This window comes from Aliirhizobium cellulosilyticum, assembly GCF_014198105.1.
Classification (GTDB): domain Bacteria; phylum Pseudomonadota; class Alphaproteobacteria; order Rhizobiales; family Rhizobiaceae; genus Neorhizobium; species Neorhizobium cellulosilyticum.
In genome coordinates this window covers 153,328-173,232 of sequence record NZ_JACIGW010000005.1, presented here as the reverse complement: position 1 = coordinate 173,232, position 19,905 = coordinate 153,328, and the positions used below count along the sequence as shown (strand labels likewise).

At 59.2% G+C, this 19,905-nt stretch carries 18 protein-coding genes; 10 read left to right on the top strand and 8 right to left on the bottom strand.

Annotation, left to right across the window (positions count from 1 at the left end; translation table 11 throughout):
* Nucleotides 1-83: 83 nt before the first annotated feature.
* From GGE33_RS20065 to GGE33_RS20055, 3 genes are all read left to right on the top strand, one after another.
* Nucleotides 84-1,370 (top strand): O-acetylhomoserine aminocarboxypropyltransferase, encoded by a 1,287-nt coding sequence (locus GGE33_RS20065; protein ID WP_183827074.1) that lies wholly within the window; start codon nt 84-86, stop codon nt 1,368-1,370.
* Between the two features lie 276 nt (nt 1,371-1,646).
* The gene (locus tag GGE33_RS20060; RefSeq protein WP_343062577.1) at nt 1,647-2,567 is read left to right on the top strand and encodes a cation diffusion facilitator family transporter; all 921 of its coding nucleotides are present in this window, start codon (nt 1,647-1,649) and stop codon (nt 2,565-2,567) included.
* Between the two features lie 134 nt (nt 2,568-2,701).
* The gene (locus tag GGE33_RS20055) at nt 2,702-3,112 is read left to right on the top strand and encodes a response regulator (RefSeq protein WP_183827068.1); all 411 of its coding nucleotides are present in this window, start codon (nt 2,702-2,704) and stop codon (nt 3,110-3,112) included.
* 68 nt (nt 3,113-3,180) lie between these two features.
* On the opposite strand, the gene GGE33_RS20050 is transcribed toward GGE33_RS20055, so the two are convergent.
* On the bottom strand, nt 3,181-4,758 hold the full coding sequence (locus GGE33_RS20050) for a TerC family protein (protein WP_183827506.1): 1,578 nt from the start codon (nt 4,756-4,758) through the stop codon (nt 3,181-3,183).
* 371 nt (nt 4,759-5,129) lie between these two features.
* Complete coding sequence (gene bdcA, locus GGE33_RS20045; RefSeq protein WP_183827064.1) at nt 5,130-5,843, bottom strand: SDR family oxidoreductase; 714 nt, start codon at nt 5,841-5,843, stop codon at nt 5,130-5,132.
* An 84-nt stretch (nt 5,844-5,927) separates the two neighbouring features.
* On the opposite strand from bdcA, the gene GGE33_RS20040 reads away from it, so the two are divergent.
* From GGE33_RS20040 to GGE33_RS20030, 3 genes are all read left to right on the top strand, one after another.
* Complete coding sequence (locus GGE33_RS20040; protein WP_343062575.1) at nt 5,928-6,539, top strand: TetR/AcrR family transcriptional regulator; 612 nt, start codon at nt 5,928-5,930, stop codon at nt 6,537-6,539.
* A 35-nt stretch (nt 6,540-6,574) separates the two neighbouring features.
* A complete protein-coding gene (locus tag GGE33_RS20035) occupies nt 6,575-6,919 on the top strand; it encodes a cupin domain-containing protein (RefSeq protein WP_183827061.1) in 345 nt (114 codons plus the stop codon).
* Between the two features lie 104 nt (nt 6,920-7,023).
* Nucleotides 7,024-7,263, top strand: a complete 240-nt coding sequence (locus GGE33_RS20030; protein ID WP_148147335.1) for a hypothetical protein — start codon at nt 7,024-7,026, stop codon at nt 7,261-7,263.
* Between the two features lie 24 nt (nt 7,264-7,287).
* Here the strand turns inward: GGE33_RS20030 and GGE33_RS20025 are convergent, their stop codons facing one another.
* The gene (locus GGE33_RS20025) at nt 7,288-7,761 is read right to left on the bottom strand and encodes a MarR family winged helix-turn-helix transcriptional regulator (RefSeq protein ID WP_183827058.1); all 474 of its coding nucleotides are present in this window, start codon (nt 7,759-7,761) and stop codon (nt 7,288-7,290) included.
* Nucleotides 7,762-7,927: 166 nt separating this feature from the next.
* On the opposite strand from GGE33_RS20025, the gene GGE33_RS20020 reads away from it, so the two are divergent.
* Entirely contained in the window at nt 7,928-8,725 is a 798-nt protein-coding gene (locus GGE33_RS20020) for an SDR family NAD(P)-dependent oxidoreductase (RefSeq protein WP_183827055.1), read from the top strand.
* Here GGE33_RS20020 and GGE33_RS20015 read toward each other — a convergent pair.
* From GGE33_RS20015 to GGE33_RS19995, 5 genes are all read right to left on the bottom strand, one after another.
* A complete protein-coding gene (locus tag GGE33_RS20015) occupies nt 8,722-9,420 on the bottom strand; it encodes an LrgB family protein (protein WP_148147338.1) in 699 nt (232 codons plus the stop codon). The genes GGE33_RS20020 and GGE33_RS20015 overlap by 4 nt on opposite strands.
* Entirely contained in the window at nt 9,407-9,826 is a 420-nt protein-coding gene (locus GGE33_RS20010) for a CidA/LrgA family protein (RefSeq protein ID WP_148147339.1), read from the bottom strand. The genes GGE33_RS20015 and GGE33_RS20010 overlap by 14 nt, the downstream gene beginning before the upstream one ends.
* A 132-nt stretch (nt 9,827-9,958) precedes the next feature.
* Nucleotides 9,959-11,224, bottom strand: coding sequence for a cytochrome P450 (locus GGE33_RS20005; RefSeq protein ID WP_183827052.1), 1,266 nt, complete (start codon nt 11,222-11,224; stop codon nt 9,959-9,961).
* A 56-nt stretch (nt 11,225-11,280) separates the two neighbouring features.
* Nucleotides 11,281-13,035 carry a gamma-glutamyltransferase gene (gene ggt, locus GGE33_RS20000; RefSeq protein WP_183827049.1) on the bottom strand — a complete coding sequence of 585 codons (1,755 nt, stop codon included), beginning with the start codon at nt 13,033-13,035 and terminating at the stop codon, nt 11,281-11,283.
* Nucleotides 13,036-13,139: 104 nt separating this feature from the next.
* Nucleotides 13,140-14,387 (bottom strand): GGDEF domain-containing protein, encoded by a 1,248-nt coding sequence (locus tag GGE33_RS19995; RefSeq protein WP_183827046.1) that lies wholly within the window; start codon nt 14,385-14,387, stop codon nt 13,140-13,142.
* A gap of 374 nt (nt 14,388-14,761) precedes the next feature.
* Between GGE33_RS19995 and clpP the strand changes: the two genes are divergently transcribed.
* The 3 genes from clpP to lon all read left to right on the top strand — a co-directional run bounded on the left by clpP (nt 14,762) and on the right by lon (nt 19,789).
* Nucleotides 14,762-15,394 (top strand): ATP-dependent Clp endopeptidase proteolytic subunit ClpP, encoded by a 633-nt coding sequence (gene clpP / locus GGE33_RS19990; protein WP_148147343.1) that lies wholly within the window; start codon nt 14,762-14,764, stop codon nt 15,392-15,394.
* A gap of 279 nt (nt 15,395-15,673) precedes the next feature.
* The gene (gene clpX, locus GGE33_RS19985) at nt 15,674-16,951 is read left to right on the top strand and encodes an ATP-dependent Clp protease ATP-binding subunit ClpX (protein ID WP_148147344.1); all 1,278 of its coding nucleotides are present in this window, start codon (nt 15,674-15,676) and stop codon (nt 16,949-16,951) included.
* 417 nt (nt 16,952-17,368) lie between these two features.
* Nucleotides 17,369-19,789 (top strand): endopeptidase La, encoded by a 2,421-nt coding sequence (gene lon / locus GGE33_RS19980; RefSeq protein WP_183827043.1) that lies wholly within the window; start codon nt 17,369-17,371, stop codon nt 19,787-19,789.
* Nucleotides 19,790-19,905 lie beyond the last annotated feature (116 nt).

The window sequence follows — 19,905 nt, the reverse complement described above, 5'->3', positions numbered from 1 at the left end:
GCGGAATTATATTCCTTGATCCCCGTCAACGTCCGCGCTTTGCTGCGACAAGATAAAACAAGTCACATTTTGGGGAGGGTCTAATGCCGCCATTCAATCCGGGTTTTTCCACGCTTGCCGTCCATGCCGGTGCGGCGCCTGATCCGACCACCGGCGCGCGGGCAACGCCGATCTACCAGACGACGTCTTTCGTCTTTAACGATGCCGAGCACGCGGCAGCACTCTTCGGCCTGCAGCAGTTCGGCAATATCTATACACGGATCATGAACCCCACTCAGGCCGTCCTTGAGGAGAGGGTGGCGGCGCTCGAAGGCGGCACGGCGGCACTTGCCGTCGCATCCGGCCATGCGGCGCAGATGCTTATCTTCCATACGATCATGCAGCCCGGCGCGAATTTCGTTGCCGCACGGCGTCTTTATGGTGGTTCGATCAACCAGTTCGGCCACGCCTTCAAGAATTTTGACTGGCATGTGCGCTGGGCCGATACCGATGACCCGGCAAGTTTCGAAGCAGCGATCGACGGGGAGACCCGTGCGATCTTCATCGAAAGCCTCGCCAATCCGGGCGGCACCTTCGTCGATATCTCGGCAATTGCCGACATCGCTCACCGCCGCGGCTTGCCGCTCATCGTCGACAATACGATGGCAAGTCCCTATCTGTTGCGGCCGCTTGAGCACGGCGCCGATATCGTCGTCCACTCGCTGACTAAATTCCTCGGCGGCCACGGCAATTCGATGGGCGGCATTCTCGTCGATGGCGGAACCTTCGACTGGTCGAAATCCGGCAAATATCCGATGATGTCGGAGCCGCGACCTGAATATGGCGGCATCGTCCTGCACGAGACCTTCGGCAATATCGCCTTCGCGATCGCTGCCCGTGTGCTTGGCCTGCGCGATCTCGGACCGGCAATCTCTCCCTTTAACGCCTTCATGATCCAGACCGGCATCGAGACCCTGCCGCTCAGGATGCAGAAGCATTGCGACAATGCGCTGGCGGTTGCCAGATGGCTGAAACAGCATCCGAAAATCGCCTGGGTCCATTACGCGGGCCTTGAGGACAATCCCAACCATCTGCTGCAGAAGCATTATTCGCCCAAGGGTGCAGGCTCGGTCTTCACCTTCGGCATCGAAGGCGGCTATGAGGCCGGCAAGAGTTTTGTCGAAGGACTGCAGCTCTTCTCCCATCTTGCCAATATCGGCGACACCCGCTCGCTCGTCATCCATCCGGCATCGACGACGCATCGCCAGTTGACCGAAGAGCAGCAGATCGCGGCGGGTGCCGGACCGGATGTCGTGCGCCTGTCGATCGGCATCGAGGATGCCGCCGATATCATTGCCGACATCGAACAGGCCTTGTCGAAAGTGAGCTGACGCTTCTATAGAAGCCGCTCATGTTATCATTTCTACATGGTCGGCCGCTATCGGCTGACTGTGCGGTTCTGCGAAAGTCCCCTCCCAACCCTCCCCACAAGGGGGAGGGCTAACCCCGTTGCGCCGCAGAGGCTCAAATGAGCCAAGGCGGCTGCGGCGGTTTTCTCCTCCCTTGTGGGGGAGATGGCCGGCAGGCCAGAGGGGAATTGGCAGACTGCAGAGGAAAAATCAGAGAAAGGGCAGGGGCGTGCGCCGCTGCTCCAATGGAGAATACCCGTGAGCGAGCAGTCACTTCTTCGGCTGTCCATCGCCGTCACGGCCTTATTGGCTGCATTCGGCATTACCGTCGGTCTCGTGTCCGGCTCTTTCGCCATCGTCTTCGATGGCTTCTATTCCCTGACCGACGCCTTCATGACGATCTTGGCCCTGCTGGTCTCAAGGCTGATCGTCACGTCGGCGGAGCCGACGGCAAAAGGAAAGCTGATCGATCGCTTCAGCGTCGGCTTCTGGCATCTCGAGCCGATGGTGCTTGGCCTGAACGGTACGCTTCTGATGGGCGCTGCGGTCTACGCTTTCATCAGCGCCGTCGGCAGCCTGCTTTCTGGCGGACGGCCGATCGATTTCGGCCCCGCGGTTATCTTCACGATCGTCACCGTGACTGTCTCCTTCGCCATGTGGCTGTTCTGCCGTCGCGCCAACCGGGCGCTGAATTCCAGCTTCGTCGCGCTCGACAGTCAGGCATGGGCGATGACCGCAGCACTGACCTCGGCTTTGCTGGTCGCCTTTGCGGTCGGCCACGCAATCGAGGGGACGGAGTTCGAATGGCTCAGCCCCTATATCGATCCGGGTGCGCTCGCGCTCATCTGCCTGATCATCGCGCCGGTGCCGTTTTCGAATGTGCGCCAGGCGGTTGCCGACATCCTTCTGGTCACACCGGTCGAGCTCAAACAGCATGTCGATGCGGTCGCAGAAGCCATTGTCGAGCGCCACGGGTTTCTCTCCTATCGCGCCTATGTCGCCCGTGTCGGCCGCGGCCGGCAGATCGAGCTCTTCTTCATCGCCCCATCCGACTGGCCGCCGCGTCATCTCTCCGAGTGGGATGCTATCCGTGACGAGATCGGCGAGGCGATCGGCGGCGAGGGGCCTGATCGCTGGTTGACAATCGTCTTCACCGGCGATCCGGAATGGGCGGACTGAGCGCCATCCCTATCGGTCGCTGAAGTCATTCATTCGCATTTTATTAAACATGTTTCGAATTGGCACAGGCTCTGCCGTAATCCTTTCCCATCCATATGCGTTGATAGGCAGAACCTAGAGCGAGGGCATTGCATATGGACAGCTTCCGGCAGAAGACGATTTTGGTCGTGGAGGATGAGGCGCTTATCCGTTTTGCGATCGCGGATGCGCTTGAGGATGCGGGTTATGCGGTGCTGGAGGCGGGAACTGTTCTGGAAGCCGTCGGCAAGCTCGGCCAGCACGAACATATCGATCTTGTCCTCACCGATATCGATATGCCGGGTGGCCTGAACGGCATCGATTTGGCGAAAATGGTTGCCGAATGCGCACCGAAAATCAGCATCATCGTATCGTCGGCCCGCAGCCACCGTGATCTGGACGGCCTCCCGGATGTCGCGCACAAGCTGGCAAAGCCCTGCACCGCAGCCTTGCTGCTTTCCACCGTCGGAAGTGTGCTGAAGGCCAAGGAGCGTGCCGCCGGGGAGGCGCAGCGTCAGAGCGCCTGATCTTTGTCTCGACAAATGAAAATGCCGCGGAAATCGTTCCGCGGCATTTTTTGTTTTCAGATTTTCGTTTACGCCGTCTCGGCCATTGCGTTGACGGACGATTCCGCCCTGATACGCACCTTGTCGATATTGCGCCCGTCGAGAGAAACGACTTCGTAGGTCAGGCCGCCGAAGGTGAATGTCTCGCCCTGTTCCGGAAGATGGCCGAGGCGCCAGAGGATGAGGCCCGCCAGCGTCGAGTAGCGGTCGGCGTCGTCCACCAGATCGCTGTCGAGAAGACGCGACACGTGGCGGATGTCGATCCAGCCATCGACCAGAAGCGAGCCGTCTTCGCCCCGCTCCACCGTCAACTGTTCCTCGTCGTCATCGGCAAAATCACCGGCAATCGCTTCCAGCAGGTCGGTTGCCGTGACCATGCCTTCTACGGAACCGTATTCGTCGAGCACGATCGCCACCTGCAGCGGCGACTGACGCAGCTGTTCGAGCAGACGCAGCGCATTGACGCTTTCATGTACTACAAGCGGCTGGCGCAGCGAGCGTTCAAAATCGATCTTGCCGGTTTCGATGAAGTCGCGCAGCAGGTCCTTGGCAAGGGCTACGCCGAGGAACTCGTCGAGACTGCCGCGGGCAATCGGGAAGCGGGAATGGCCTGATTCCAGAACCTTGCGGCGAAGTTCCTCGTCGCTGTCTTCGATATCCAGCCAGTCGATGTCGAGCCGATGGGTCATGACCGACTTCGCTGGACGATCGGCAAGCGTCAGGACGCTTTCGATCATCTCGTGTTCGACCGGCGTGAACAGCTCGTTTTCCGAAGCGCGTTCGGCAATCACGTCGGCAGTGTCACCCAGCGAGGTCTCGCTGCGGCGGCTGCCGAGCAGCGAAAGCACGGCGCTGGCCGTACGGTCGCGCAGGTCGCCAGTGCTCATGAAGCGCTCGCGGTTGCGACGGCCGATCTGGTTGAAGGCTTCGATGAGCACCGAGAAGCCGATCGCGGCGTAGAGATAGCCCTTCGGGATATGGAAGCCGAGGCCTTCGACGATCAGCGAGAAACCGATCATCATCAGGAAGCCGAGGCAGAGGATGACGACGGTCGGATGTTTCGACACGAAGGCCATCAGCGGCTTCGAGCACAAAAGCATGAGGCCGACGGCAACGATGACGGCAATCATCATGACGGAAAGATGCTGGACCATGCCAACGGCGGTGATAACGCTGTCGAGTGAGAAGACCGCGTCGAGTACGACGATCTGCACCAGAACCTGCCAGAACACCGCATGTTCGATCTTGCCTTCCTTGTGGCCGGAATGACCTTCGAGCCGCTCATGCAGTTCCATCGTGCCCTTGAACAGCAGGAACACGCCGCCGAACAGAAGGATCAGGTCACGGCCGGAAATTTCGAGGCCGGCGACGGTGAAAAGCGGTGCCGTCAGCGTCACGATCCAGGCGACGGAGGCAAGCAATATAAGGCGCATGCCGAGCGCCAGGCCGAGGCCGATAAGGCGTGCTTTCTCCCGCTGGTGTTCGGGCAACTTGTCGGCAAGGATCGCGATAAACACGAGATTGTCGATGCCGAGAACGATTTCTAGAACAATAAGGGTGGCGAGACCCGCCCATGCGGCGGGGTCGGACATCCATTCGAATATCATGATGACAAGCGGCGCACCGTTTCTGGTGGCCAATCCTTCTGTGGTTGAAAGGGAAAACAAAAAATGCCGCCCCAGAACGGGGACGGCAGCAGACTATGAATAGAGGGGATGGCGTGTTTGGGCGCTCCCGGCTTTCGTCGGGGCGCGGTCGTCTCTCGACCTGGAATGTGGAACGTCCGGTCCGATGTCCTTGCCGATTTCGATTGGACAGTCAGGCCGGACACACGCAATCGGCTGTCCATGGCGAAGCGCTATAGCCGATTATTGCCACAATTGCATCGGGACATTGTTCATTTTTTCGAGAAGACAGGTTCGGCAGGGTGTTCCCACATAGTCGAACACCCTGTTATCGTTGAAGATCAGGCGTCGGGTCAGGCCCCCATGCCGCCGTCGATCGTGTGCATCGCGCCGGTAATGAAGCCTGCTTCCGGGCCGGCGAGATAGGCGGCGAGGCCTGCGATTTCTTCCGGGCGGCCATGGCGTTTCAGCGCCATGAAACCATGCATCGTGTCCTTCATCGGGCCGTCGGCCGGGTTCATGTCGGTATCGATCGGGCCGGGCTGGATCACGTTGACGGTGATGTTGCGCGGACCGAAATCGCGGGCGAGCCCGCGCGCCATGCCCTGAACTGCCGATTTGGTCAGCGCATAGGCAGCACCACCTGCAAAAGGCATCCGGTCGCCGTTTACCGATCCGATGATGACGATGCGGCCACCTTCCGGCATCAGGCGGGCGGCTTCCACCGAGGCATGGTAAGGCGCGCGCACATTGATGTCGATCATCCGGTCGACTGCATCGGGATCGGTTTCGAGCGGATCGCCGAGAACCAGCGTCCCGGCATTGACGACGAGAACATCGATCGGCCCAGCGGCCTTGACCGTCTCGATCGTCTGGCTGCGATCACCTGCATCGGATTTCACTGCTTTGGCACCGGTCGCGGCTGTAAGGGCGTCGGCTGCATCCTTGGATCCGGCATAGGTGAACGTCACCTCGGCACCGTCATTTGCGAAGCGGCGAACGATTGCGGCGCCGATGCCGCGGCTGCCGCCGAGAACCAGTACCTTCTTTCCATGGAAGTCTGTCATTGTCATTCTCCCTGTATCAGGCTTGAGATTTAATGTAGTGGGCATTACATAAATCTACGGATTGACTGTGTCAAGGATTTTGTAGTGAGTGATACAAAAATAAATACCCAGGCAACGGCGAGGCGAGGAAGACCCCGCGCGTTCGATCGTGAAGAGGCGCTAGCCAAGGCTCAGGCCCTGTTTCATGCGAAGGGATACGATGCGCTGAGCGTCGCCGACCTGACGCAGGCACTCGGCATCAACCCTCCAAGCTTTTACGCCGCTTTCGGCAGCAAGCTTGAACTCTATGATGAAGCATTGCGGCGCTACGAAAAGACCGAGGGGCTGGACGTCGATACGGCTCTTGCGCCAGGTACGCCGCTTTCCGATGGCGTGGCAAAGCTCCTGCGTTACGCGGCGGATGCCTATGCAAGCGGAGACGCCTGCGGCTGCATGGTGATCGAGGCGGCGAGGGGCACGGCGGATGCCGCTGCAGGTGAAAAGGCGCGAGGACGCATGGAGGCCAGCCGGTCCTATATCCATCAAAGGATTTCGGGCCTCGATGCAGGCAATGCGGATCTTGCCTCCGACTATGTGATGATGTCTCTTGCCGGCCTGTCGGCCAGCGCCCGCAACGGCATGCCGACAGCCCGCCTGCGTGTCATGGCTGCGATAGCTGCGGAAGGGCTTTCGGGCTATCTGGAGAGCGCAGCCTGACCGTTGGTCGGGTCATGTAGAATCAAGGAGCGACGATGCAGGCCTGGACGACATTCGATCTCGCAGCAATAGAGCCGGAAGACGGCGCTCCGGCACCCGATCGGCTCATCGAGGGAGCCCCGCAGTTCCGCACCTGGAATGTCGATGAGGCCGAAGGCGGCATCTATGCGGGCGTCTGGGAGGCAACGCCGGGAACCTGGCGGATCGTCTATGACGAGTGGGAATATTTCCACATTCTCTCCGGCCATTCCATCGTGACGGAGGAGGGCGGCAAGCCGCTTCATCTTCGCGCCGGCGATCGCATGGTGCTCAGGCCGGGCTTCAAGGGAACCTGGCAAGTCGTTGAAACGACTCGTAAGGATTACGTCATCAGGCTTTAGGCTTGCCACAAGTGGAGGCGAATTGGGGAAAGTCCGGGCCAAGGGTTTTGCCCCGATAGCGATCGCGATAGATATCCGGGATCGATAACAATCCGGACATTGCAATGCGCATTCTGAGACTTCTCCTGACCGTGGTCATAGCCATCTCGGTCGTCATCGGCTTCCGCTGGTACCGGTATGTCGGCAATACCGACAGCCCCTATGACGAGGTCGGCATCGAGATCAACAGCCGCCTTCCGACGCCATTGCGCAAGTGGGGCTGCGACAGGCTGCATGCCACATTCGGCAATGTCCTGCCGCCATACGGCTGCCAGGCCGGTGACGATGGGCGCAGCTGGCTTTAAGTCTCTGAGACTTTGGGCGACAGTTCAGTCGCCCTTCTTGCCCGCAGCCGCATAGGCCTTCGCAAAATCCTCCGAAGCGATGAAGGCAAGCGTTCGGCGAAGCTCGGCGGATTTTTCCGCACCCAGCACGGCGTCGAAGCGCCTCTGGGCCTCCTGCCAGTTTGCCACCATTTCCGCCTGCTTTTCGCGACCGCTTGGGGTCAGTCGCACCCGCTTGGCGCGACGATCCTTCTCGTCCGGCACAAGTTCCACCAGATCGTCGCGGATCAGCGGCTTCAGCGTGTGACCGAGCGCCGACAGGTCCATGACCATCGCCTTCGCCAGTTCCTTCTGGGTTGGCTCTTTGAGGTAGGCTATCTGGGTAATGAGCGAGAACTGCGTGCCGCGCAGGTCGCTCGGACCCATCGCATCGTCATAGAGTTGCCCGAGCTGGCGCGATGCCCGGCGGACGGAACTGCTGCTGCAATGCGCCCAGATACTGTCTTCCTGCTTTTCCATGTTCCGATCATTCCCGACCTTGTCGGTTCAGGCAACGCCTGAGAAGCTCTGTTCCATCCGACGCTCCACGAAATTTCATCTGCCTACTTGCACTCGCAAAATCCTCGCTCAAATATAGTGGCATATACCAGCAAATTCCAGTCATCATCGAAACAGGAGAATTGCCATGACATCCAAACTTGGAACTGCACTCGTAACCGGCGCATCTTCGGGGATCGGCGCAACCTATGCCGATCGGCTTGCCCGCCGCGGTTACGATCTCATCCTCGTCGCGCGTGATGCCGCTCGCCTCGGGGAGCTGGCCGACAAGCTGGCAAAGGCCTACGGCATAAAGGCCGATGTACTGCGCGCCGATCTCAGCGATCGCGCCGACGTCCTCAAGGTCGAGGATCGGTTGAGGACGGATGAGGCGATCACGCTTTTCGTCAATAACGCCGGCATTGGGCCTGTTACGTCATTGCTTGAAAGCGATGTCGATTATCTGGACACGATGGTGGCGCTCAACGTCACGGCCGCCAATCGCCTTGCCGTCGCTGCCGCCCAGACATTTGCCAGGCGCCGGGCAGGGGCGATCATCAACACGGCCTCCGTCGTGGCTCTTGCTCCGCAGATATTCAACGGCACTTATGCTGCGACTAAGGCATTCGTCCTGAGCCTGACTGAATCTCTTGCCGCCGAACTCAAGGACAAGAACGTCCGCATCCAGGCCGTCCTGCCGGGCCTGACGCGCACCGAAATCTTCGATCGTGTCGGCCGCTCCTTCAACGATCTGGATCAGGGAATGGTCATGGATGTAACCGATCTGGTGGATGCCGCGCTCGCAGGTTTCGATCAGGGCGAGATTGTAACGATACCGGCACTTGCGGATGATGGCATCTGGAATGCCTATCTTGCTGCCCGCGGTGCCCTCGGCCCGCATCTGTCGCTGCGCAAGCCGGCTGCCCGTTACGGTCTTTCTGGCTAACGCAGGATATAGGCGAGGATCGGTGCTGCAAGCACGTTGACGAGGCCGACCAGCACCATCACCAGTCCGGCGACCGAGCCTTCCTCGGCGCCGATCTGGTTCGCCTTGGCCACGCCTGCGCCATGCGCTCCCATGCCGAACAGCGCACCTCGTGCCAGCGAGGATTTCAGCGGCAGGATCCGCAACAGCTTCTCACCCAGTGCAGCGCCCGCCACGCCGGTTATGACGACGAACAATGCCGTCAGGTCCGGCACGCCACCCACCTTTTCCGAAATCGCCATGGCGAACGGCGAGCTGACGGAGCGAGGAAGCAGGCTGAGGCGAAGCGTGCCATCAATGGAGAGCAGGCTCGCCAGGGCCCAGGCGGTAAGGATCGCGGTGCCGCTGCCGACCACGATGCCGAATGCAAGCACCGGCCAGTAGCGCATGATCATCGCCCGCTGCTCGTAAATGGGAATGGCAAACGCGACGGTTACCGGGCCGAGAATGGCCATCAGCCAGCGGGTGGCGCCGATATATTCGCTATAGGTCGTGTGCAGTGACAGCGCCAGTGCCGCGAGAAGGACCGGGGTCAAGACCAGCGGCGAGGACCAGATTGCCGGCCAGCGGCGATAGGTTCGCTTGGACAGAAGATAGATCGCGATCGTTGCTGCCGACCAGAAGACGGTGATCAGGATCGTCTCAAGAGACGGCATGTCTGCTCTCCATGCGGAGCATCAACCGGTAGCCGACATCGACCGCCAACGCGGTCATGCACATGACCATCAGCGTCCCGGCAAAGATGACCGCAAGAACCTTCAGCCCGACAAGGCCGAGAAATTCGGAGTGGTCGAGGACGGCAAGAACGGCGGGCACGAAGAAGAGCAGCATGTCTGCCAGCAGGACATTGGCACCGCGCCGCATGGTGGAAAGACGGATAGTGCCGGTGATCAGCAGATAAAGGAGTGCAAACAGGCCAAGCACGCTGCCGGGGATCGGCAGACCTGTGCCGCGCGACACGGCTTCACCGGCAAGCCAAAGAAGCACGATCAGCGCAACCTGTGCGAAACGGTTGCCGTGGAGGCTTTTATGCAGGAAAATCGCGGTCTTGCGCTTGGTCACGGAAGGGGTCCTGTTCAACGATCCTCCCTCAGCCGTACTATAAGGTACTGTTTCCGCTAAACAATCGAACAGATTGCATAAGAGCCATGTGTTTTCGATGTGGCGTACTGTCGCTCGATGCCTGATTTTGCATCACCAGACGAGGTCGAGCCGCTCCAACCCATGGAAATGATAGACATCTTTGACTACGGGTTTGGCCTCTAGCCTCAAATCGGGCAGGCGCCGAAACAGGATCGGCAGAACTGTATTGAGCTCCAGCCGCGCCAGCGGCGCACCGATGCAGAAATGGATGCCCGCTCCGAAAGAGAGGTTCTGAGCTTCCTTTCGGTCCGGCTTGAAGGTTAGCGGATCTGAAAACACTCTCGGATCGAGATTGGCAGCCGCCAGGATCAGGCTGACCTTGTCGCCGCGCTTCAGGCTGACGCCATCGATCTCTAAATCCTCCAGGGCCCATCGCTGAAAGATATGGACGGGTGCGCAGATGCGCAGCGTTTCTTCCACCGTTCGTTCCGTGGCTGTTTCATCTCGAAAAAGCTCGGCCGGAGTGAGGCCGCTTTCGAGAATGACCCGAACCGAATTGCCGATTTGATGCACCGTCGCCTCATGCCCGGCATTGAGCAGCACGATCGTCGTCGATACCAGTTCGTCGTCGGTAAGGTGCTGGCCCCGCCCTGAATCGGAAGACTTGCGCTCGGTGTGGATCATGTGGCTGAGCAGGTCCTCCGCAGGTGTCCTGCGGCGATCGGAGATCAGCGTCTTGACGTAATCGGCAAATTCCTTTGCCGCCCGGTCGGCCGCATATTCGTCCTCTTTCGAGCGCTTGAACATGTACATGCCGACATAGGCATGGCTCCATTTCAAGAGCTGCGGTCCCATCTCGTCCGGAATGCCGATCATCCGCGAGATCATCGTGACGGGAATGATGTCGGCAAAGGAGGAAAGCAGCTCGGTCTTTCCATCTTTCTCGAAACCGTCGATCAGCCGTTCCGCCAGATCGGCAATCTCCGGCCTCAGCCTCTCGATATGACGGGATACGAAGGCGCGGTTGATCAGCGTTCGAAGCCGCGTGTGTTCCGGCGGCTCTATTTCCAGCAGCGAATGGCGCTCTGCGAGATCGAAATTCACAAGATGCGCTTGCGGCTCCGGCAGCCCCAGTTCCTCGCGACTTGCCACATGCAGGATCTGTCGCCCGAAACGCCTGTCACGCAACAGTGCATTCACATGCTCATAGCCGGTAAAGAACCATTGCCGCTGTTCCTCCCAGTAGAAGGTGGGACAATGCTGATGCAGGGCTGAATAGACCTGGTTCGGGTCGCTGTAGAAAGCCGGATTGCGGCCATCAAGCGAAACATGCCGGCTGACGGCATCGATACGGAGAAAATCAGGAAGCGATGTCATTCCCGATGCGTAGCGCGAAATTCCGGCGCAGCGCAATCGGGATAAGCTGGTTGCCGTCACTCGCCGAGAGCAACGCCCTCGCGACGCGGATCGGCACTGCCGACAAGTCCGGTGCCGGTGATCTCGATGGCATGCAGCCCGGAATTCATCTGGCCCGGTTTGACTTCATAGCCAAGCGCCTTCAGTGGCTCGGCGAACCTCTCGGCTGTCGTACCCGCTTCGATGTCGTAGGTACCGAAACGGTTGATCAGATGCGGCTGGGCGACGATCTGTTCCACCGGCATGCCCCAGTCGATATAGGCGATCAGCGCCTGCGCCACATAGCCGATGATCTGGCTGCCGCCCGGCGAGCCGATCGCGAGCAGCGGCTTGCCGTCCTTCATCACGATCGTCGGAGCCATGGAGGAGCGTGGCCGTTTGCCGGGTTCGACACGGTTGGCGACCGCGAGTGCACCATCATGGGTCTTGAAGGAAAAATCGGTCAGCTCATTGTTGAGCAGAAAGCCATGCGTCATCAGCCGAGAACCGAAGCCGTTTTCGATCGTCGTCGTCATCGAGACGACGTTTCCTTCCTTGTCGACGATGACGAAATGGCTGGTGGACGGCAGTTCGATCGCGGCATCCCGGCCGAGCAGCATGGCGTGATCCCATTCGGGTTCGCCTGCCTTGACGGCATCCTTGGCAAGCGCCTTGTCGCCATCCAGAAGCTTTGCCCGTTCGCCGAGATATGTCTTCTCAAGAAGCCCCTTGATCGGCAGCGGCTGGAAATCCGTATCCGCGACGTAACGCTCGCGATCGGCAAAGGCGAGGCGCTGTGCGTCGCCGATGATCCGCCAGCTTTCGACATTCTCCGGACCAAGGCCCTTGAGGTCGAAATTCTCTGCCATGCCCAGCATCTGACCGATAGCAATTCCGCCCGAAGACGGTGGTCCCATGCCGCAGATGTCGAGAGCGCGATAGGTAAAGCAGACCGGCTCCCGTTCCTTGATGTGATAGATGGCAAGGTCGGTCTGGGACAGAATACCGGGATTGTCGCGCGCACCGCGCACCGTCTTGACGATATCTTCGGCGATAGGTCCGCGATAAAATGCATCGGCACCGCCCGTCGCAATCGCCTCAATCGCTTTCGCATATTCGGGGTTTTTCAGGATGTGCCCCGCCTTCAGCGGCGCACCGGTCTCATCGAAGAAATAGTTCCTTGCACCTTCGTAACGTTTCAGCGCGTCGCCTTCCGTCGCAATCAGCGAAGCGAGGCGAGGGGAGACTGCAAAGCCTTCGCGGGCCAGCTTGGCGGCGGGTTTCCAGAGGGCCGGCCAGCTTTGCTTGCCGTAGCGGATCTGGACATCCTCCAGCAGCCGCACCGTGCCGGGCGTGCCGACCGACCTGCCGCCGACAACGGCGTCCATGAACTTCAGCGGCTGTCCTGCATCGTCGAGAAAAAGCTTCGGCGTCGCCTCCATCGGCGCCGTTTCGCGGGCGTCGAATGTGGTCAGCCGTTTCGCGGCCGCGTCGTAATAGACGAGGAAAGCGCCACCGCCGAGGCCGGAACTCTGCGGCTCGACAAGGCCGAGCACGGCCTGCACCGCCACCATCGCATCAATGGCGTTGCCGCCATTGGCGAGAATTTCACGACCCGCCTGCGCTGCCAGCGGATTGGCGGCTGCGACCATGAAGTCTCGCGCTTCCACGCGGCTGGCGCTTGCAGTGCCGGTGGCTTTCTCGGGGGCAACCGTATCGGAGGCCTGCTGCGCAGGTGCGGACGAAATCGATAGCAGGCTGATGACCACAGCCCCGTAAAGTCTCTTCGCCATGTCCCGCTCTCTCATTTTTGTGTGGGAGGGATTTGGGTGATCGGGTGGACGAAGACAAGAGGGCGGCGCCGAAAAACGGAGCCGCCTCCTTCGATGCATAACGCTTACTTGCCGATCGCCACGATCCGTCTCAGTGCAGCTACCTGTTGCGTCATGCTGGCCTGGACCGGTGCATCCTGCGTATCAGCGTGGTCGATCGCGGGAACGATCGATACATCACTCTCGGTGCCGATCGCCGTGCGGTCGCGGCCGTTTGTCTTGGCTACATAGAGTGCGCGGTCTGCCGTGCTGAGAAGCGTGTCCAGGTTGGCCGATCGGATTTCCGCCAGCGCAATGCCGATACTGACGGTAACGGGTATCTGATGGTCTCCGACGTTGATCGGCTGCTGTTTCAGCGTAGTCCTGATCGCCTCTGCGACGCTTGCGGCCTCTATCATGTTGGCGACATACATGATTGATGCGAATTCCTCGCCGCCCATGCGGCCGAATGATCCGCGTCCCCGCTGCGCGGCCGTGCCGATTTTTGCGAAGGCGACCAGCACCTCGTCGCCAGCCTGATGGCCGTATAGATCATTGATCTGCTTGAAACCGTCTAGGTCCAGATGGATCAGAGCGAGTAATCCGCCTTCGCCCGAGTGGATTCGCTTCAGCGTATGGAACTGGTCGATCAATCCGCGGCGATTGAGAAGGTTGGTCAGTGGATCGGTGACGGCGAGCAGTTTCAGCTTGGCTTCATTGCGCTCGTTGATGAGCTTGCTGCCGCTCATGATAGCGGCGATGAAGCACAAGGCGGCGACGAGAAGCAGCAGGAAGGAATTGTTGCCTGCCGCAAAGGATTGCGGCTTGCTGATCAGGGCAAATATCGCGACTACCGTGCTCGACAGAACCTGGACGCCGACACATGCGGCGAAAACCCTGCGGGTCTGCGAGCGGCCGTTCTCGCCCCAAAGAACGGTGGCGATCAGCATCAGATATCCTACCGATGCAGCGCCATGGAACAGGGCGACACGATAGCTGAAATTGGTCCGCACCGGCTCTAGCAGCATGCCGGCGACGAAGATCAGTGATGGAATGGCGATAAACGCTTCCACGCGCCGCTTGTCGAATTGCAGCATTCCGGCAACCCAAAGCCCGATGCCGCCAAGTGCCATGACATTGGCAATCTCGATAGAAACGAAATCGGGCAGGGTGCCGCGCAGCGCGACCATGCCGACGCCGATGCCGTGAAAGAGGAAGCCGGTCCCCCAGGTGAAGTAAAACGGCTGGCGTTCGTAAATCCAGCGTGTCCATAAAAGCACACCGATCGTGCTGGCCTCTGCGGCCCAGATCATGAAACCCGTTACAATATCCAACGCAATGCTCCCCGCCGAACCTCGGCTTGGCGTGTGTATAACCTCGAAAGTTTAAGGTCGGGTTTGCGCCGGGCGCTCGCTTTTGGCGTTATAGTTGGCGTGGGGCGATATTGTCCGGTGTGATTTACCTTCGCTTTACCTTGGCGGTAAAAAAGGCGGTGGGCAGGGCCGCCGTATCATTGAGCCGAAGCGATTTATTCGCGACAGCGCAGATGCGATCAGCCCGGCATGGGTGGCAGGACGATCGTGAGTTAAGGATATCGGGCTCTCCGTCTTGAAGTACCGGGCATTGACACTCTATGTAGGGATTGACCCATTCCAATGATTCCGGAGCGCCACGTTGCCTTCGGCAAGGCATTTGACAAAGGACGGACATGAAAAATCCAGTTGATACCGCAATGGCCCTGGTGCCTATGGTCGTCGAACAGACCAATCGCGGTGAGCGCTCTTACGATATCTATTCGCGCCTGTTGAAGGAGCGCATCATTTTCCTGACCGGTCCGGTGGAAGATCACATGGCGTCGCTCGTCTGCGCCCAGCTGCTTTTCCTCGAAGCCGAAAATCCGAAGAAGGAAATCGCGCTTTACATCAATTCGCCGGGTGGCGTGGTCACCGCCGGCATGGCGATCTACGACACGATGCAGTTCATCAAGCCAGCCGTTTCGACGCTTTGCATCGGCCAGGCCGCCTCGATGGGTTCGCTGCTCCTTTGCGCAGGTGAAAAGGGCATGCGGTTTGCAACGCCGAATGCCCGCATCATGGTGCATCAGCCGTCCGGCGGCTTCCAGGGGCAGGCGTCCGACATCGAGCGTCATGCCCGCGACATCCTCAAGATGAAGCGCCGCCTGAACGAAGTTTATGTGAAGCATACCGGCCGCACCCTCGAGGAAGTCGAAAAGACCCTCGATCGCGACCACTTCATGACCTCCGACGAATCCCTGGAATGGGGTGTCATCGACAAGATCCTGACCTCGCGCCAGGAACTTGAAGGCGGCTCGGAAAGCTGATCGGGTTGTAGCCTTTCCGCCACTGTAACCCTGTTGTGAGCAAAAAGGGGTTTCAAGTCGGTCGGAAAGCGCTATTAGTAACTATTAATGCTGTGTTGAACTTTTATGACATAGCATTCGTTTCTTAGGGGTTTCGTTGCCGCCGGACCGTTATCTGGACCGGTAGAGTACCCCCGGAACAGGGCAGGCACGTGAAGCCCGTCGGTGTCACGTGCCGGCAGCGGTTGAGTGGACTGCGCCCGTCTTTACGTGAGCGCAGAGTGCTGGAAGGAAAGTGATATGAGCAAAGTCAGCAGCGGCAACGGCGGCGACTCCAAGAATACCCTATACTGCTCCTTCTGCGGAAAGAGCCAGCACGAGGTCCGCAAACTGATTGCAGGACCGACAGTATTCATCTGCGATGAATGCGTCGAACTGTGCATGGACATCATTCGCGAAGAGAACAAGACCTCGATGGTCAAGTCCCGCGACGGCGTTCCCACGCCCCAGGACATCATCAAGGTTCTCGATGAGTACGTCATTGGCCAGCAGCAGGCCAAGCGCATCCTGTCGGTCGCCGTTCACAACCATTACAAGCGCCTCGCGCATGCCTCCAAGGGCGGTGACGTAGAGCTTGCGAAGTCGAACATCATGCTCGTCGGCCCGACCGGCTGCGGCAAGACCTATCTTGCCCAGACGCTCGCCCGCATCATCGACGTTCCCTTCACCATGGCTGATGCAACGACGCTGACCGAAGCCGGTTACGTTGGTGAAGACGTCGAAAACATCATCCTGAAGCTTCTGCAGGCCGCCGACTACAATGTCGAACGCGCCCAGCGCGGCATCGTCTATATCGACGAAGTCGACAAGATCTCGCGCAAGTCGGACAACCCGTCGATCACCCGCGACGTATCTGGCGAAGGCGTGCAGCAGGCGCTTCTGAAGATCATGGAAGGCACGGTTGCCTCGGTTCCGCCGCAGGGTGGCCGAAAGCATCCGCAGCAGGAATTCCTGCAGGTCGACACGACGAACATCCTGTTCATCTGCGGCGGTGCATTCGCTGGTCTGGACAAGATCATTTCGGCCCGTGGCGAGAAAACCTCGATCGGCTTCGGTGCATCCGTCAAGGCTGCTGACGACCGCCGCGTCGGCGAAGTGCTGCGCGAACTGGAACCGGAAGATCTGGTCAAGTTCGGCCTCATCCCGGAATTCATCGGTCGTCTGCCGGTTCTGGCAACGCTCGAGGATCTCGATGAGGATGCGCTGATCCAGATCCTGTCCGAGCCGAAGAACGCACTGATCAAGCAGTATCAGCGCCTGTTCGAGATGGAAGACGTGGAACTGACCTTCCACGAGGACGCCCTTCGCGAAATCGCCCGCAAGGCGATCGTGCGTAAGACCGGCGCCCGCGGCCTCCGTTCGATCATGGAAAAGATCCTGCTCGACACGATGTTCGAGCTTCCGGCCCTCGATGGTGTCCGCGAAGTCGTCATCTCCGACGATGTGGTGAAGGGCAATGCCCGTCCGCTTTACATCTATGCGGATCGCCAGGACGAGAAAGCCAATGTTTCGGCCTGAGCCGGGACCAGTAGTATAGATTTGATCGAGGCCCCGTATTGGGGCCTCTTTTCGTAGGTAAGCTGTGGTTGCTCGCTTCGTTCTGGGGAAATTCCCAATGCGGACGGTTGCGCGATATTCAGCTTGCTTTAGACGTGAAGCACGCAGATCATGGTTGTTCTCGCTGCTTCGGTTTTTCGGCTTCTGTGCGAAGTTGAATGCGATTCACGTTTCCGTCGATGGCCGGGGCTGGTTCGGCGGATAATGGCAACGTCAAACATTTATGCGAGTGCTTTGTAATATCCCTGTCATGTTGGCGACGACTGGGCTGCTGCAAGGCTTGAAAATGACATAGGAAAACTCCACCTTGAGCGGGAGTGAAGTGCTTGGGTAATTGCTCAAGCCATCCCGGAAACGGGACGATGGAAAGGAAACAAGATGACAAGTTCAACGTCTGCAGCATCCGGCTCAGCGACCTATCCGGTCCTGCCATTGCGCGACATTGTGGTCTTCCCGCATATGATCGTTCCCCTGTTCGTCGGACGTGAGAAATCCATCCGCGCGCTTGAGGAGGTTATGGGCTCCGACAAGCAGATCATGCTCGTCACCCAGATCAATGCCAGCGACGACGATCCGGAGCCGGACGCGATCTACAAAATCGGCACGGTCGCCAATGTGCTGCAGCTCCTCAAGCTGCCCGACGGCACCGTCAAGGTTCTCGTCGAAGGTCGAGCACGTGCCGAGATCAGCAATTATACGGACCGCGAGGAGTTTTACGAGGCCAAGGCCGACATTCTCGATGAGCCTGAAGAGGACGCCGTCGAGGTTGAAGCCCTGTCGCGCTCGGTCGTTTCCGAGTTTGAGAACTACGTAAAGCTGAACAAGAAGATCTCGCCGGAAGTCGTCGGCGCCGCCAGCCAGATCGAGGACTACTCGAAGCTCGCTGACACGGTTGCCTCGCACCTGTCGATCAAGATCACCGAAAAGCAGGAAATGCTGGAAACGGTGTCGATCAAGCTGCGTCTTGAAAAGGCGCTCGGCTTCATGGAAGGCGAAATCTCGGTCCTGCAGGTCGAAAAGCGCATCCGCTCGCGTGTAAAACGCCAGATGGAGAAGACCCAGCGCGAATATTACCTGAACGAACAGATGAAGGCGATCCAGAAGGAACTCGGTGACGGCGAAGAAGGCCGTGACGAGATGGCCGAACTGGAAGAACGCATCGGCAAGACCAAGCTCTCCAAGGAAGCCCGCGAAAAGGCGGATGCCGAACTGAAGAAGCTGCGCCAGATGAGCCCGATGTCGGCGGAAGCCACTGTCGTGCGCAACTATCTCGACTGGCTGTTGGGTATTCCGTGGGCCAAGAAGTCGAAGATCAAGGCCGACCTCAACAACGCCGAAAAAATCCTCGAGCAGGATCACTTCGGTCTGGACAAGGTCAAGGAGCGTATCGTCGAATATCTGGCGGTTCAGGCGCGTGCCACCAAGATCAAGGGCCCGATCCTCTGCCTCGTTGGCCCTCCGGGTGTCGGTAAAACGTCGCTCGCCCAGTCGATCGCCAAGGCGACCGGCCGCGAATACGTACGCATGGCGCTCGGTGGCGTTCGTGACGAAGCCGAAATCCGTGGTCACCGCCGCACTTATATCGGCTCGATGCCTGGCAAGATCATCCAGTCGATGAAGAAGGCCAAGAAGTCCAACCCGCTCTTCCTGCTCGATGAAATCGACAAGATGGGGTCGGATTTCCGCGGCGATCCGTCGGCGGCACTGCTCGAAGTGCTCGATCCGGCCCAGAACTCGACCTTCATGGATCACTACCTTGAAGTTGAATACGACCTGTCCGACGTGATGTTCATCACCACGGCGAACACGCTCAACATTCCGGGTCCGCTGATGGACCGCATGGAGATCATCCGTATCGCCGGTTACACCGAAGATGAAAAGCGCGAGATCGCCAAGCGTCACCTTCTGCCGAAGGCGATCAAGGAACATGCTCTGCAGCCGAATGAATTCTCGGTGTCCGACGATGCCCTGATGGCGATCAGCCAGCAGTACACCCGCGAAGCCGGTGTTCGCTCCTTCGAGCGCGAGCTGATGAAGCTCGCCCGCAAGGCCGTGACCGAGATCATCAAGGGCAAGACGAAGTCGGTCGCCATCACCGCTGCCAACATTTCGGATTACCTCGGTGTTCCGCGCTATCGCCATGGCGAGGCGGAAGGTGAGGATCAGGTCGGTGTCGTCACCGGTCTCGCCTGGACGGAAGTCGGCGGCGAGCTCTTGACCATCGAAGGCGTGATGATGCCGGGCAAGGGTCGCATGACCGTCACCGGCAACCTGAAGGACGTCATGAAGGAATCGATCTCGGCGGCGGCATCCTATGTGCGCTCCCGTGCCGTCGATTTCGGCATCGAGCCGCCGCGTTTCGACAAGTCGGACATCCACGTCCACGTGCCGGAAGGCGCCACTCCGAAGGACGGCCCGTCTGCCGGCGTCGGTATGGCAACGGCGATCGTTTCGATCATGACCGGCATTCCGGTTCGCAAGGATGTCGCCATGACAGGCGAAATTACCCTGCGCGGTCGCGTCCTGCCGATCGGTGGCCTAAAGGAAAAGCTGCTTGCAGCCCTTCGCGGTAACATCAAGACGGTTCTGATCCCGGAAGAAAACGCCAAGGACCTGGCCGACATTCCGGACAACGTGAAGAACAACATGGAGATCATCCCCGTGTCCCGCATGGGTGAGGTGATCAAGCATGCTCTGGTTCGTCGTCCTGAACCGATCGAGTGGGATGGTACGGTTGAGACACCCGTTATCGCAACGGTCGAGGGGTCCGAGGACGGTGTGACAGGCATCGCCCATTGAGCGATCCCTCGGGTCAACCGAGTTTGAATTGTGGAGAAAGCCGGCGAAAGCCGGCTTTTTTTGTGAAAAATGCATGAAACCCCTTGTTTTTCAGGCGATCTCAGAGCTTTTGGGTT